Annotated in this window: 14 protein-coding genes; 11 read left to right on the top strand and 3 right to left on the bottom strand. The window is 55.6% G+C overall.

Going from position 1 to position 14,860, the window contains the following annotated elements; genetic code table 11:
• The first annotated feature begins 453 nt into the window (after positions 1–453).
• From rpe to lipA, 3 genes are all read left to right on the top strand, one after another.
• Positions 454–1,131 carry a ribulose-phosphate 3-epimerase gene (gene rpe, locus LVD14_RS01055; RefSeq protein ID WP_237132175.1) on the top strand — a complete coding sequence of 226 codons (678 nt, stop codon included), beginning with the start codon at positions 454–456 and terminating at the stop codon, positions 1,129–1,131.
• A 68-nt stretch (positions 1,132–1,199) separates the two neighbouring features.
• Complete coding sequence (trpE, locus tag LVD14_RS01050) at positions 1,200–2,702, top strand: anthranilate synthase component I (RefSeq protein ID WP_411268259.1); 1,503 nt, start codon at positions 1,200–1,202, stop codon at positions 2,700–2,702.
• Between the two features lie 81 nt (positions 2,703–2,783).
• Entirely contained in the window at positions 2,784–3,866 is a 1,083-nt protein-coding gene (gene lipA / locus LVD14_RS01045) for a lipoyl synthase (RefSeq protein ID WP_237132173.1), read from the top strand.
• A gap of 36 nt (positions 3,867–3,902) precedes the next feature.
• Here lipA and LVD14_RS15515 read toward each other — a convergent pair whose 3' ends face one another.
• Positions 3,903–5,021 carry a GGDEF domain-containing protein gene (locus LVD14_RS15515; RefSeq protein WP_237132172.1) on the bottom strand — a complete coding sequence of 373 codons (1,119 nt, stop codon included), beginning with the start codon at positions 5,019–5,021 and terminating at the stop codon, positions 3,903–3,905.
• A gap of 97 nt (positions 5,022–5,118) precedes the next feature.
• Positions 5,119–5,886: a hypothetical protein gene (locus tag LVD14_RS01035; protein WP_237132171.1), complete on the bottom strand. Its 768-nt coding sequence runs from the start codon at positions 5,884–5,886 to the stop codon at positions 5,119–5,121.
• Positions 5,887–6,115: 229 nt separating this feature from the next.
• Between LVD14_RS01035 and LVD14_RS01030 the strand changes: the two genes are divergently transcribed.
• Positions 6,116–6,775, top strand: a complete 660-nt coding sequence (locus tag LVD14_RS01030) for a response regulator transcription factor (RefSeq protein ID WP_237132170.1) — start codon at positions 6,116–6,118, stop codon at positions 6,773–6,775.
• Here the strand turns inward: LVD14_RS01030 and LVD14_RS01025 are convergent.
• On the bottom strand, positions 6,756–8,255 hold the full coding sequence (locus LVD14_RS01025; protein WP_237132169.1) for a cryptochrome/photolyase family protein: 1,500 nt from the start codon (positions 8,253–8,255) through the stop codon (positions 6,756–6,758). The two genes, LVD14_RS01030 and LVD14_RS01025, sit on opposite strands and share 20 nt — an antisense overlap.
• Before the next feature lie 178 nt (positions 8,256–8,433).
• Here LVD14_RS01025 and LVD14_RS01020 point away from each other — a divergent pair, with 178 nt between their 5' ends.
• The 7 genes from LVD14_RS01020 to trpC all read left to right on the top strand — a co-directional run bounded on the left by LVD14_RS01020 (position 8,434) and on the right by trpC (position 14,794).
• Entirely contained in the window at positions 8,434–8,904 is a 471-nt protein-coding gene (locus LVD14_RS01020) for a YaiI/YqxD family protein (RefSeq protein ID WP_237132168.1), read from the top strand.
• Positions 8,905–8,926: 22 nt separating this feature from the next.
• Positions 8,927–9,892 carry a radical SAM protein gene (locus tag LVD14_RS01015; RefSeq protein WP_237132167.1) on the top strand — a complete coding sequence of 322 codons (966 nt, stop codon included), beginning with the start codon at positions 8,927–8,929 and terminating at the stop codon, positions 9,890–9,892.
• Positions 9,893–9,983: 91 nt separating this feature from the next.
• Positions 9,984–10,991, top strand: a complete 1,008-nt coding sequence (locus LVD14_RS01010; RefSeq protein WP_237132166.1) for a hypothetical protein — start codon at positions 9,984–9,986, stop codon at positions 10,989–10,991.
• Between the two features lie 117 nt (positions 10,992–11,108).
• A complete protein-coding gene (locus LVD14_RS01005) occupies positions 11,109–12,245 on the top strand; it encodes a DUF6607 family protein (RefSeq protein WP_237132165.1) in 1,137 nt (378 codons plus the stop codon).
• 137 nt (positions 12,246–12,382) lie between these two features.
• Positions 12,383–12,964: an anthranilate synthase component II gene (locus LVD14_RS01000; protein ID WP_237132164.1), complete on the top strand. Its 582-nt coding sequence runs from the start codon at positions 12,383–12,385 to the stop codon at positions 12,962–12,964.
• A 7-nt stretch (positions 12,965–12,971) separates the two neighbouring features.
• Positions 12,972–14,000, top strand: a complete 1,029-nt coding sequence (gene trpD / locus LVD14_RS00995; RefSeq protein WP_237132163.1) for an anthranilate phosphoribosyltransferase — start codon at positions 12,972–12,974, stop codon at positions 13,998–14,000.
• Positions 13,997–14,794 (top strand): indole-3-glycerol phosphate synthase TrpC, encoded by a 798-nt coding sequence (gene trpC / locus LVD14_RS00990; RefSeq protein ID WP_237132162.1) that lies wholly within the window; start codon positions 13,997–13,999, stop codon positions 14,792–14,794. Before trpD ends, trpC begins: the two co-directional genes overlap by 4 nt.
• Positions 14,795–14,860: the final 66 nt, after the last annotated feature.

Here is a 14,860-nt window from a genome sequence, read left to right as displayed (position 1 = left end):
GCGGGCCAATGTTGAAAACTGCGGCCAACTACGCCATTTAACGGACTGAATGAGTATTTCGGGCACAGGTTTTGCACTAAGTTGGTGCGGCTCATTATCGGCTTGCACAAGAATGTGACACAATCGAATAAGTGCCGAGCGAATATGGGTCAAACAAACGCCCCTTTACGAGCGCTTGTCGGATAACCTGCCCATTTCATGTTGCTCACTCTATGGGAAATCCCCCCTGTTCAAGCTGAAATGCCCACGATTTCCTGCTGAATGAGCCCGCTGACAATGACGCGGTAGAAGTTTTCGATGGCGACTGGCAGGATATTGGCACACTGGAATGGCTTGCTGCGCTGAACCACCAGCTCTCTGCAGATAATAAGGCGGAGAATGGGTCAGGCAATTTGTCGCAATAGACGTTAAAATGATGGTTTTTTAACGCGCTGTCCGCAGGGATCATCCATTATGAAAGACTTTCTGATCGCCCCTTCGATTCTCTCCGCTGATTTTGCCCGCCTGGGTCAGGAAGTGGACGATGTGCTCGCCGCCGGAGCCGATGTGGTGCATTTTGATGTGATGGACAATCACTACGTACCCAATCTGACCATCGGGCCGATGGTATGCCAGGCGCTGCGCAAGTACGGCGTAACGGCGCCCATCGACGTGCACTTGATGGTTTCACCGGTGGACAGCATGATTCAGGATTTCGCCAAGGCTGGCGCCAGTATCATCAGTTTTCACCCGGAAGCCTCGCAGCACGTTGATCGTTCTCTGCAACTGATCCGTGATAGCGGCTGCAAAGCCGGGCTGGTTTTGAACCCGGCCACCGGACTGGAATGCCTGGAGTATGTGCTGGACAAGGTGGACCTGATTCTAGTGATGTCCGTCAACCCCGGTTTCGGCGGTCAGAAGTTCATTCCGTCGGCACTCAAAAAGCTGGCGCTGATCCGCAGTCTGATTGATGAAAGTGGTTATGACATTCGTCTGGAAGTGGATGGTGGTGTCACGCCGGCCAATATAGGTGAAATCGCACGCGCTGGAGCCGACATGTTTGTTGCGGGTTCGGCCATCTTCAACAGCGATGACTATCGCTCGACGATAACCGCCATGCGCGAGCAGCTGGCACAGACACAGACCGCGTGACAGGAGATTGATCCGGCATGAGCGCCAAGCCCACCCAACAAGATGTTCCCGCAATATCGGCACGCAGTCTGGATGAAAGCCGCTTCACGCAGCTGGCGGCCCAAGGTTACAACCGTATTCCAGTGGTGCGCGAAGTGCTCGCGGATTTTGAGACACCTCTGAGCACCTACCTCAAACTGGCTGGCGGCGAATACACATACCTGTTTGAGTCGGTACAGGGGGGTGAGAAGTGGGGGCGCTACTCCATGATCGGTCTGCCCTGTCGCACAGTGATCAAGGTGCGCGATCATCAGGTAGAGGTGGAAACCGACGGCAAGCTGGTCAGCAGTGAAAGCTACGATGACCCGTTTGTTTTTGTTGAGTCGTTTCAAAAAGAGTATAACGTGGCGCCAATATCCGACGTGCCACGATTCAGCGGTGGCCTGGTCGGCTATTTCAGCTACGACACTGTTCGTTATGTGGAGCCGACACTCGGTGCGGCGACTGGCACCGACGAAATCGGCACGCCAGAAATTGTCCTGATGGTGTCGGAAGAAGTGGTGGTGTTTGACAATCTGCGTGGGACTATCGCCATTGTCTGCAACGTCGACCCCTCACAGCCTAATGCCTTCAACAATGCGATGAAACGCCTCGATGATATTGAGTCCCGACTGGCGCAGCCGCTCAGCCAGCCGATCATCGAACAGCAGATGCCCGATGCCCAGCTGCAGGAGCAGGATTTCAGATCCAGCTTTCAGCAGGCACCTTTCGAAAGTGCGGTTGATAGTATCAAGGATTACATTCTGGCTGGCGACGTCATGCAGGTGGTGCTGGCGCAACGTATGTCGGTACCTTTTGTGGGCGACCCGATACATGCCTACCGGGCATTGCGCTACCTGAATCCATCGCCTTACATGGTGTTCTTCAATATGGGCGACCACCATATTGTCAGCGCTTCGCCCGAGATTCTGGCCAGGGTTGAAGATGGCACGATCACGGTTCGCCCACTGGCAGGTACGCGCAAGCGTGGCCAGACAGAGGAAGAGGACAAGACGCTGGAGCAGGAGCTGCTGGCCGATGCCAAGGAAATCGCAGAGCATCTGATGCTGATCGACCTGAGTCGAAACGATTCTGGTCGAGTGTCCAAAACCGGTAGCGTGACGGTGCCGAAAAAAATGTTTGTGGAGCGCTATTCCCACGTTATGCATATCGCCTCGATTGTTGAAAGCGAAATGCGAGACGACAAGACGGCACTGGATGTGCTGAAGGCGACCCTGCCGGTAGGCACACTGAGTGGTGCACCCAAAGTCCGCGCCATGGAGATCATTGACGAACTCGAACCTGTCAAACGAGGGGTTTATGGTGGCGCAATGGGCTACATAGGCTGGAACGGCAATATGGACATGGCAATTGCGATTCGCACTGCGGTGATCAAGGACCAGACGCTGTTTGTGCAGGCCGGAGCCGGTGTGGTGGCTGATTCTGTGCCGCGCTCAGAGTGGGAAGAGACCATGAACAAGGCGCGTGCCATATTCCGTGCAGTAGCCCTTGCGCAGCGCGGGCTGAAACTTGAGCCATCCCGCGGCACATGAAGGTCTGAGACAAATCAGGTATGATTGCGGTCCTGTTTTGTTCCAGGTGCAGCAACACCGTAATCCACAGGATACTCGTCAATGAGCAGTAACAAGCGCCCACCATCCATCCCCAGCGGCAGCAAGTTCCGCAGTGAGCATGGCATTGCCGCCATCAAGGATGGAATCAAGGCATCATCTGGCAAAGCGACGGTCATAGAGCCGACACAGCGCAAGCCTCAGTGGCTGCGCGCCCGGATGCCCGGTGGTGAGCGGTTTGATGCCGTGCGGCAGAACGTTCGCGAGCACAAACTCAGTACTGTCTGCGAAGAATCACATTGCCCGAACATCGGCGAATGCTGGAATAACGGTACGGCCACAATTATGGTCATGGGGTCAGTCTGCACGCGCGCCTGTCGCTTCTGTGCCGTAGACACCGGCAACCCGAATGGCTGGCTGGACAAGGACGAGCCGGCCCACGTGGCGGAATCCGTCGAGTTGATGGGCCTGCGCTATATCGTCCTGACGTCTGTCGATCGTGATGATCTGAACGATGGTGGGGCGGCACATTATGCAGCCTGCGTCACAGCCATTAAGCAGCGCACTCCGCAGGTGGTGGTAGAGGCCCTGACGCCTGATTTTGGCGGCGATCTGGAGGCGGTTGCGCGTGTCGTGGATTCCGGGCTGGAAGTGTTTGCCCAGAATGTAGAGACCGTAGAAAGACTCACGCATCCGGTGCGCGACCCCCGCGCAGGCTATCAACGCACGCTCGATGTACTGGCCTTCGCCAAACAGCACCGCCCAGATGTGCTGACAAAAACCAGCCTGATGCTGGGTTTGGGCGAGACCGATGAAGAGATTCTGCAGACCATGGATGACCTGCGTGCCATCAATGTTGACATCCTGACGCTGGGTCAATACCTGCAGCCCACCCGAAACCACCTGAAAGTGGAGCGCTTTGTCACACCCGAGGCGTTTCGTCGGTATCGGGACATTGGCCTTGAAAAAGGTTTCATGGAAGTCGCGTCCGGTCCGTTGGTCCGTTCAAGTTACCGGGCAGATCGTGTATTCGAGAAAAACAATCTGGGTATTCCATTGCCTGACATGCCGGAAGTTGCCGTGGCTGAGCCGGCTGCTGATGCTACGCAGGCTGACGGCCGCATCCCATTGACGCAGATTGGCTGAGCGACAAGCGGCAGCCTCAACGCTGCAGATAAATACTCAGTTCAGGAATGGATCTTCATCGTCCGGATCAACAACGATGATGCAGTTGCGTCCGGCGGCCTTGGCCCGGTAAAGAGCTTCGTCGGCTCGTTTCAGGGTCTGCTCGATTCGCTCGCCCGGATAGTATCTTGTTAATCCCTGCGACACGGTGACCCGTTGACCATTGGGCAACTCTGGTATCTCCAGCGCAGCCACGGCGTCCTGCAATCGCTTAACCGATTGCTCTGCCTGTTCCAGGCTCGACTCTGGCAAAATTACGACAAATTCTTCTCCGCCAAAACGTCCTACAAAGTCACTCTTGCGCAAGGCGTTACTGAGAGTCTCGCTGATGCGTCGCAAAACCGTGTCGCCGACATCGTGACCCAGCATGTCATTGATTCGCTTGAAGTGGTCGACATCAAGCATGCTGATACACAGACTGCTCGGCTCTGGCGTGCGGCGCTCAAAACGCGACATCTCGGATGTCAGACGTTCCATCAGGCAGCGGCGATTGGGCAGTTCCGTCAATGGGTCGCGAATGACCAGTTGCTCCAGACGATGATTCTGCTCACGCAATTTGCGGCGCATGCCTGCAATAAAACTGGTCAGGTACGAAATGGTGACAAGCACGGCGAAGTAGGAAAACACCATGACACTTTCCACCTGCCAGTTGATGCGTTGCGGCGCAAACAGGGTCAGCGAAACAAGCAGCAGCAGGTAGGCACCCGCAATCAGCATGCTCAGGATCAACATGCCTGAGCGCGTCAATGCGAACATGCCAAACACCAGGCCACTGGTCGCGGTTAACATAAAGGCCGTGCGGGCCTGAGGATCGGTGACAAAAAACATGACAAAAATGCTGGGCAGCAGCGGGACCAGAATCTGCCCAGCCGTCATGCTGGGATCTTTGAAACGCAGGTTTGTATTGGTCTTGAGCAGGATGAGAAAACCGGAGGAGGCAAGGAGGGTGACAGACAGGTAAACGCCTACAACCCAAGATGGAAGCATGCCATAAGAGAATAGAGCTACCACGATGAAAATCGTGAGCAACTGTGCCGTAAATCCCCAGAGCATGCGTCTGAGACGTAGCTGCTGGAATGATTTGATAGTCTCGTCCGTGTGAGTGTTGCTCTCCACTCGGGGCCCCGCTTCTGACATATTATTTTTGTAACAGCAAACTTCAAGTATATGTCAAATTGTAACGCCCCAGCGAAAGTTTTTTGTATCAATAGTCCTATATAGTCTGGCCTTGGGAAGGCTGCGCAAAGCGCCGCCGATAGTGCGCTGTCATGCGGCCTATTGCGATGCCCCCTATCACTCCGGGGCCAACCCAGAGCAGGATGCTCATGCCAGCAAATGAATCCGGTATCCAGGCCTGAAGCAATCGGGCGCCGCCAAACACAAAAAATGCAGTATAAGCGGCTATACCAGAAGCGGTGAGCGCTGCCAGATGCTCTGTCCACCACTCCCTGGGATGTTGAAGTGTTGCCTTGAATGCATAGTGCAGACAGCCAGCAGCCACCCAGACTTCCAGTGCACCGAAAGCCAGCAGCAACAGATCGTAGCCTCTAAGTCCCACATAAAGCATGACCAGCCCGGCGGTCATCAACAGGCTGCACAGTGCCACGTGCAGAGGTCTGCGGAGCGGAGCGCGGTCTTCACGCTGAAGAATGGTCAGCCAGCCATGTCGGGTTGTCACCAACACCAGTATGCTGAGTGACCACAGGAAGCCGGCCGTGTAGCGTACTTCAGCAATTCTGCTCTGAGACTGTGCGTCGCTAAGGGGGGTGGACGCGGGGTGCATGACCAGCGGCCAGGCAAGGTCCAGACTCGCCATGATCAGACCGGACGCTGCCACCGTATACATGATTCGCGCGAACCAGCGCCCGATCTGCTTGTGTCGCGATGAGCCCTTGCGACTCAGCATAGGCACCCAGAACAGGATCAGCCCCGCACAGCCGGCCGTGATGTGAACATAGAACGCAAGTTCGTGAATCAGCACAATAAGGCCCTCTTGAATGTCTGGCTACAGTATGGCCCTGTCAGGTTTAAGCCAGCAGTGCCGGAAGCCACTAAACTGGCGATGACTTAAGACCTATCCCCGGCCAGCCGAAGCCTGTGTCATAATGCGGGCCAGCAATTGGCGCGGTAAGTTTGCTGCGGTATTGCCTGAACCAGCAGTTGAGCAATAAAGTGTCTTTAAATCAACAATTACAATACTGTGTAGATTAATGACGTCTGAACAGACAAAAATTCGTGTGATGATCGCCGAAGACCAGAACCTGGTTCGCCTGGGTATTTGCAGCCTGCTTGAATTGAGCGAGCGCATTGTGGTTGTCGGGCAGGTTGAAGATGGTAGCCAGGTTGTTGATGGTATCCGGCGATTTACACCGGATGTGTTGCTGATGGATATCCGCATGCCCAAAATGACCGGCATCGACGCCCTTCGTGCAATGAGTGAAGCGAACTGCATGGTGCCCAGTATCATCCTGACAACTTTTGATGACAGTCAGCTTGTACTGGAAGGCATTCAGGCTGGTGCCAAGGGTTACCTGCTGAAGGATGTGTCGCTGGACAGTCTGGTAGGCGCTATTGAAAGTGTGCACGCCGGTGGCACGCTGGTCCAGCCAGCAATTACCGAACGCATACTTAAGGGTCTCTCCTCGATGGAGCCCGGTTTCGACAATTCCACTGCGCCCGACGCCCTGAGTGAAAAAGAGATAGAGGTGTTGCGATTAATGGCGGGTGGTTTCAGTAACCGTGAAATTTCCCGCACGATTCATAAATCAGAAGGTACCGTAAAGAATCAGGTGTCTTCCATACTCGAGAAGCTGGGTGTGCGCGATCGCACCCAGGCAGTGCTGCGCGCGATCAACCTGGGTCTTCTATAGACTTCAGTGACTTGAACGCGTCGAGTGCAGCGACCCGCGATTCCTTGAGATCGACTATGGCTTCCGGATACGTCTCCCCAAGCACAATCCCCGCTTTTTCCAGTTCACTGCGCGGTGCCTGCATTGGGGCGTGCAGCCAACGATCCGGCAGTTTGGCGATCTCCGGCACGTAGCGGCGGATGTACTCGCCCTTTGGGTCAAATTTTTCGCTTTGAGTAATCGGATTGAAAACCCTGAAGTACGGTGCTGCGTCGGCGCCGCAGCCTGCTATCCATTGCCAGCTGGCGCTGTTATTGGCCAGGTCAGCATCCACCAGGCAATCCCAGAACCATGCCTGTCCGTGATGCCAGTGCAGTCGCAGGTTCTTGACCAGAAACGAGCCAACCACCATGCGTACACGATTATGCATGTAGCCGGTTTGCCATAACTCGCGCATTCCGGCATCGACCAGCGGGAAACCGGTCTGGCCACGCTGCCAGGCCTTCAACAGGTCCTTGCTGGCTTTGCCGCCTGCCCATGGAAAGTGGCGGAATTTCTCCTGAATCGGGTTCTCTGGCAGATCAGGGTTGAAATACAGCAGCGAGTGAGAGAATTCACGCCAGCCCAGCTCACTCAGAAAGGTCTCAAGATCTTTCTCCCAGCGCGCACTCAGGCCGGCGGCCTTGGCCCTGTGCCAGGCCTGTCGGGGCGATATTTCACCAAAATGCAGGTGCGGCGACAATCGTGAGACATGCGCCAGAGCCGGGAAGTTGCGCCCGTCCCGGTAGCCGGGCAGGCCCTCGTCGAGAAACCAGTCCAGACGCTTATCGGCGGCCTGCTCGCCAACTTCCCAGGCATCTGCCATCGATTCGTACCAGGGGATGTCCGGCATCAGTTGCAGGCGATCCAGCGCCCTGTCTCCAGTTTGATCCTGCAGTTTGCCGCTTTCCCAGTCGATTTTTCCAAGCGGCGCAATATCGATGTCCCGTGGCCGGGGGCGGGGCGTTGGTGGTTCGCCGGCTTTCAGGCATCCGTTGCGGTAAAACGGCGTAAAAACCTTGTAGGCTGTGCCGTCGTCTTTCAGCACTTCCCACGGCTCCCAGAGCAGGGAGCCATTAAAGCTTCTGACCTCAATGTCAGAGCTGCGAAGCGCATCCTTGATGTTCTTATCGCGTGTTATGCGCCAGGGCTCGTAACAGCGGTTCCACATGACGTGGGTAGCCTGACACGCACTGGCAAGTTGAGGCAGCAGCGTTTGCGGATCGCCAGCCAGCACCACAAGATTACCCTGCAGGCCTTTGGAGAGTGACCGCAGCGACTGGTGCAGCCACCAGCGACTGGCGCCACCCATGGCGGCATCGGCTGAATTGGTGTCGTCAAGAATATACACCGGCACGATTTTTCCCGTCTGGCAGGCAACCGCAAGGGCCGGATTATCCGCCAGCCTCAGGTCCTGTCTAAACCAGACCAGGATTTGTGAGTTTTCGGCATGCTGGCTCATTGGATATCACTACTCCCTGTATTGGTTGGCTGCACGCCGGTGCGTGCATCTCGCGTATTCATATTTAGCCTAGATACGGTGCATGCGAAGCTCAGGATCAGTCCCGCACCGTGCCAAGTCACATGGAATTCTGATATCTTAAACTGTTCAACTAAGCTGGCCGGGGAGTGGCATCAACGTGAATATCTGGGTGGACGCAGACGCCTGTCCGGTAGTTATCCGGGACATTCTGCTACGAGCTGCAGAACGCACAGGAATTCAGATGACGCTGGTCTCCAATCATGCCTTGAATCTGTCGCGGCGCAAGAATGTGCAGCTTGTGCAGGTCGCCAGCGGCTTTGATGAGGCTGACAACTGGATCGCTGCGCGTGTGCAGCCTGGTGATCTGGTGATCACCAGCGACATCCCGCTGGCTGACGAAATCATTGGCAAAGGTGCACTGGCGCTGAGCACGCGTGGTGAAGAATACACTGCCAGCAACATCAAGGCCCGACTGAATATCAGAGACTTCATGGAAACAATGCGCAGCAGTGGCATTCAGAGCGGCGGGGCAGCACCATTAAATCATGGCGATCGTATGCAGTTCGCCAACGCCCTTGATCGCATACTGGCGAAGTCAAAGCAAAATCAGAAAAGCCGTGAATCCTGAATGATGCTCAATGGATCCAGAAATGACAGTAAATAGTAGTGATGTGCAGACATTAGACATAAAGCAGCTGCTGTCACCGCGACATGCCGACAGCTGGACCCACACTCGAGCCGGTGAGCCACGCGGTCATATTGACGCGGATCAGTTGCGAGAGTTGTGGATTCACACCGGCACAGCATGCAATCTGGCCTGCCCTTTCTGTCTGGAGGGCTCACACCCAGGTGACAGCCGGATCCCGGCGATGACGCTTGAGCAGCTTAAACCGTTTATTCATGAGGCGGTTGAGATGGGCGTGGAGCAGTTTTCTTTCACTGGCGGGGAACCCTTTGTAATCCGTGAGTTTGTCAGCATTCTGGATTATGCCAGCCGCCATCGGCCCTGTTTTGTGCTGACCAACGGGACACGCGTCGTCATGCAGCGATCGCATCAGATACTGCCGTTGCTTGCCAATCCCAATCCAATACATTTCCGTATCAGCCTGGATTATCCTGACATCAAGCGTCACGACGCCGGCCGTGGCGATGGATCGTTCCAGGAATCTCTGCAGAGCATCAGATGGCTGCATGAAAACGGATTCAAAGTGTCAATCGCGAGGCAGAGCGATCCGGACGAAGATCTTCACCAGGTGGAAAGCCGCTTTCGGGAGGTTTTTCGCAAGCACGACGTACCGGAGAATCTGTTGTTTACTTCCTTTCCTGACCTTGGGACACCTGGCACAGAAAATGGCAGTCCGGAAGTCACCGCCAGCTGCATGGAAAAATACCCGACGCGGGAAAGTCGTGCGCACTTCATGTGCACCTATACGCGCATGCTGATCAATACCAATGCCGGCGTGCGTGTATACGCCTGTACACTGGTGGATGATGACCCTGATTACGATCTTGGTGCAACGCTGACCGAGAGCCTTGGCAAGCGCATCATGCTGCGTCACCCGCGCTGTTTCAGTTGTTACCGGTTTGGCGCCTCATGCAGCGCGCCGGCTGGATGAACGGATTCAGAATAGGTATTCTGGCCTATTGTCAGATCGCTTGGGGTGGCTATACTCAAAAAACAATCACAATAAAAAAGAGGCCGACCGTATGACCATGCTCAATGGAACACCTCGTAATTTCCTGCGTTTAGCCCTGAGTGGATCGGCAATGCTGGCCTGTACTATTGCCCTTGCCAACGATTTCGAAGTGCCCAGAACATCCTGGGGAGTGCCTGATGTGCAGGGTATGTGGGACTACTCCTCCCGCACCAGCATGGAACGCTCGCCGGTATTCGAGGGTGCGCTGGTAATCAGTCCGGAGCGCATGGCCGAACTTGTCCCGAGTTTCGAGCAGTGGGCAGAGGCCCTGGAGGCCACCGGTGCAGAGGCGCCGGGCCCGGACAATGTTGGTGCCTACAACTCGTTCTGGATTGATATTCGTGATGGCCTGGGCAGTGTGGACGGCGAGCTGCGCACCTCCTTTGTCATCTATCCCGAAGATGGCCGCATTCCCTGGCGTGAAGATGGCCGGGACAACCGCAATGCCCAGCGCGCCCGCATGAACTACGATCACATCGAAAAAAACGCAGGTCCCGAAGGTTTTCCACTCTCCGAGCGCTGCCTGATCAGTTTTTCCAGCGTCATCCCGTTTACCCCCTCTCTGTATAACAACAACATGCAGATTGTGCAGTCGCCTACTCACGTGGTGATCATGGCCGAGATGGTCAACGACGCCCGTATTGTGCCGATTGATGCCGAGTTCTCCAAAAACATGATTCCCAAGTGGCATGGCAACTCCGTTGGCTATTATGAAGGCGATGAACTGGTGGTGGTCACCAAAGGGTTTCATCCACTGCAGGTTGCCCGTGGTGGCGGCTATACCTCGGAAAATGCCACCATCACCGAGCGTTTTCGCATCAGCCGCGAGAACGTGTTGAATTACAAGTTCACCATTGAGGATCCTGACCTGTACCGGGAGGCCTGGACCGGTGAGCTGGAAATGAAGCAGAGTGAGGGTATCTACGAATACGCCTGCCACGAAGGCAATTACGCGATGCCCGGCATTCTGGCCGGGGCGCGGCTGGAAGAGGCGGCTCAGGCGCAGAGTTCCAACTGAGGTTCTGATTCCTGGGGAGCGCTCCTGCTCTCGCCGTTAATAATATACTGCCAGTACTGTAGACTCGCGCTCATATCATGTGTACTTGCACTTGTATGTTGATCAAGGAGTTTTCTGATGAAATCACATGTGGTCCTGTTGCTGATTCTGCTACTGGGCTCGCTCACTAGCGCATCGGCACAGAGTGAGGACACGGACTGCTCACAGGCACGTCTGTTTACTTTCAGTTGGCAGTTCTCACCGGCCTGTGACATGCAGGTGCGCGGGGGCACAACACAGGGTGCAGAGCTTGAGCTGGCAGAAGCGCCGAGCGATGCATGGCAGGCGCTGCAAAATGACGGTCTGGAAGACTTTGAGCGCGACCGGCTGGCCATTCTGGCAATGGCGGGGGGATATCGGGTCAGCTTCGATTTTCTGGAAACCGTCGGTTACACGCCCGGATTCGAGCCCGACCGGCCTTATCAGTCTTGGGCCACTGAATATGTCTATGTGATTGAAGACCGTGATGACTTTATCAGTCTGCAGCACATTATGGTGATGCAGTACGTAGACGAGTCGGGGAATGTGTCAGCGCCGATGGTGCAAAAGCACTGGCGGCAGGACTGGCAGTACGAGCCGTCCAGCATTCGAGTCTTTAATGGTTTTGATGAATTCGTGTCGCAGCCGCTGGTCGCGGAGGAGATGGAGGGCGTCTGGTCGCAATCCGTCTATCAGGTTGATGACTCGCCACGATACGCCGCTGTTGGTCGCTGGCAGCACGATCACAATATCTCCTCGTGGCTCAGCTCGACTACCTGGAGACCATTGCCGCGCAGGGAATCCAGTGTTCGGCAGGACTATCAGGTTCTTGTGGGAACCAACCGGCATACGATCACGCCCACTGGCTGGGTGCAGGAAGAAGAGAATTTCAAGGTTGCACTGGATGCGCCCGGTCAATTGCGCGAATCGCAACCCTACCTCTCCAAGGAGCTGGGCGCTGCGCGCTATGAGCGTCTGGCGGACTTTGACTTTACGGCTGGCGATGAGTACTGGCAGGCAACCGAGCAATTCTGGCGCGACGTCAGAGCCGTCTGGCAGGAATATATTGATGCTGATGAGGCATTCGCCTTTTCGGAAACGGCCAACGGCATGCCACTTTTTGTATCTGTGTTCGGGCTTGCTGGTGAGGCGGCAGAAGCGACGACTTATGATGCCAGTGCCAGTCGGGCTCAAATCCGCGCCCTGTTGGCAGACCATATCACGCAACAGCCTTGAGTCAGGCCTGCGAGCTCTGATGGACCGGCGACCCGGCACTGCCCAGACGCTCAGGCAGCCGCAATTGTGTTTCAATGGTTTATGTTCTGCCCGATTTCAGCGAAAATAGCCGGCTGGAACACTGAGGGCCGCCGCGCATGATATTGATGATCGACAATTATGATTCCTTCACCTGGAACATTGTGCAGTACCTGGGTGAACTGGGAGCGGATGTCCAGGTGTACCGTAATGACGCCATCTCCTTGGCTGATGTTGAAAAGCTGGCGCCGCAGAAAATCGTCATTTCACCGGGCCCCTGCACGCCCTCTGAGGCGGGTATCTCGATTGATGTCATCAAGAACTTTGCCGGAAAAATTCCATTGCTCGGCGTTTGCCTGGGTCATCAGGCAATCGGGCAGGCCTACGGCGGTGACGTCATTCGTGCTCGTCAGGTGATGCACGGCAAGCTGTCTCCGGTCTACCACCAGAATGTTGGCGTATTCAGCGGACTGCCCAGTCCTTTTACAGCGACCCGCTATCATTCACTGGTAATTGACAGTAAAACCCTGCCGGACTGCCTCGAAGTGACGGCATGGACGCAGCTGCCTGATGGCAGTGTCGACGAGATTATGGGCGTGCGTCACAGAACGTTGGACGTGGAAGGCGTGCAATTTCACCCGGAATCCATCCTGAGCGAACACGGTCATCAGTTGCTGCAGAACTTTCTGGAAAGAGGATAACAGCCACATGGATATCAAACAGGCGATACGGCACCTGTCAGCAGGTCAGGATCTGGATGCAGGCCAGACAGCAGAGCTGATTCGCGAGATGATGACCGGCCAGTGCACGGATGCCCAGATCGCTGCCTTCCTCGTCGCCCTGCAGATCAAGGGCATAAAAACAGCTGAATTGCTGGGTGCGGCACGCGTGATGCGGGAGCTGGCAACGCCTGTTGCAGTGCCGCCGGACGCGCATCTGGTGGACACCTGCGGTACCGGTGGTACGGGCACAGACACCTTCAATATTTCTACATCGGCGGCCATGGTGGCAGCCTGCGCTGGCGCCCGGGTGGCCAAGCATGGCAACCGTGGAGCCACCAGCAAAAGCGGCAGCGCTGATCTGCTGGAGGCGGCTGGCGTCAACCTTGGTATCAACCCGGAACAGGTCGCGCAATGTATTCAGACCCTGGGAGTCGGTTTCATGTTCGCGCCCGGACACCATAGCGCCATGAAGCATGTAATTGGTCCGCGTCGTGAAATCGGTGTGCGTACTATCTTTAATATGCTGGGGCCATTGACGAATCCAGCGGGTGCTCCGAATCAGGTGATGGGAGTATTTGCTGCGGAATGGATCGAGCCGATACTGGATGTCCTTCAGGAGCTTGGCAGCCGGCATGTGCTGGTGCTGGCCGCTGACGATGGACTGGATGAAATCAGCCTGTCCGCGAGTACGCAGATCGGTGAATTGCGAGATGGACATATCACACGGTATACCGTGTCGCCAGCGGACTTCGGCATGCAGCAGCGCAGTGACTATCGTGCCCTGCAGGTGGAATCTCCACAGCAGAGCCTGGAGCTGGTGAAAAAAGCACTGAGCTACCAGGACGAGGCTGCAGGAGATATTGTGGCTTTGAACGCCGGTGCTGCCATCTACGCGGCCAACCTCTGCGACGATCTGCCGGCAGGTGTGGCACGGGCACAAGAGATACTGAAAAGTGGTGCTGCGCTGGAGAAACTGCAGCAGCTGGCTGAAATGACACAAGGGTTTGCCAAGTGAGCACAAGCACGATTCTGGAAAAAATACTCGACCGCAAGCAGTGGGAGATTCAGCAGAACAGCCAGCAGGTCAGCCTGGCCATGCAGGAAAAGCTGGCGCGCGACACCATGGACGACAGGCGGGGTTTCATTAGCGCACTGCGAGAGCGCATGGATCAGCAGCAAACGGCTGTGATTGCCGAGATTAAAAAAGCGTCTCCGAGCAAAGGCCTGATTCGCGAAGACTTTGACCCGGCACGTATTGCTGCTCAGTATGCGGCAGCTGGCGCCAATTGCCTGTCTGTGCTGACCGACGAACATTTTTTTCAGGGCAGCAATGAATATCTCAAGCAGGCGCGCGCGGCCTGTGACCTGCCTGTTATTCGCAAGGACTTCATCGTTGACCCCTATCAGGTGGCAGAAGCTGGCGCCATCGGGGCTGATTGTATCCTGCTGATTGTAGCGGCCCTGAACCCGGTGCGCCTGAAAGAGCTGTCGCAGTGCGCCGCAGACTTTGCCCTTGATGTGCTTGTTGAAGTTCACAATGAGACCGAGCTGGATGTAGCCCTGTCTGCAGGTTTCGATCTGATAGGTATCAACAACCGAAACCTGCATACCTTTCATACCGATCTGGATACCACGCTGCGCCTGGCAGAGCGGGTGCCGGAAGATAAACTGATTGTCACCGAAAGTGGTATCAGCACGGCCGCTGATGTTAAACACATGGTGTCACGTGGAGTTTATGGATTCCTGATAGGTGAGACATTCATGCGCGCCGACGATCCGGGTGAAAAGCTGCGCGAATTGTTTGACTGACTAAACATTCCCTGCGAACAGCCGATACCAGTCACTATGAGAACGATCTCAATAATGACGACTCGG

Source organism: Pseudohongiella sp. O18 (assembly GCF_021729085.1).
Taxonomy (GTDB): Bacteria; Pseudomonadota; Gammaproteobacteria; order Pseudomonadales; family Pseudohongiellaceae; genus Pseudohongiella.
This window is presented reverse-complemented; position numbering and strand designations above follow the sequence as displayed.